The organism is Burkholderia sp. SIMBA_062, assembly GCF_046534765.1.
In the GTDB taxonomy this organism is placed as follows: domain Bacteria; phylum Pseudomonadota; class Gammaproteobacteria; order Burkholderiales; family Burkholderiaceae; genus Burkholderia; species Burkholderia ambifaria.
The window spans coordinates 1-262 of record NZ_JAWRYD010000348.1 but is presented as its reverse complement, the minus strand read 5'-3'; the positions used below and the strand labels follow the sequence as shown (position 1 = coordinate 262).

1 protein-coding gene is annotated in these 262 nt (G+C 60.7%); it reads left to right on the top strand.

Annotated elements, in window-relative coordinates; all coding sequences use genetic code 11:
* The coding region (locus SB786_RS36640; protein WP_410731640.1) for an NAD(P)-binding domain-containing protein at positions 1-262 on the top strand (262 nt) is incomplete at both ends.

Here is a 262-nt window from a genome sequence, read left to right as displayed (position 1 = left end):
CACGCTTGATGCACCGATTTCCGGTGGTGCCGAAGGCGCGGCAGCTGGCACTCTGACCGTGCTGGTGGGCGGCGATCAAGCAACCTTCGATGAATGCCAGCCAATCTTCTCTGCCATTGGCAAGCGCATCGATTATCTGGGCGAGGCTGGCGCGGGTTATGTCGCAAAGATCGCGCAGGTCGTACTCTGCTATCTGCACTCGGTGGCCTTGTCCGAGGCGTTGATGCTCGGCGTCAAGGGCGGAGTGCCAGCTGACAAGATG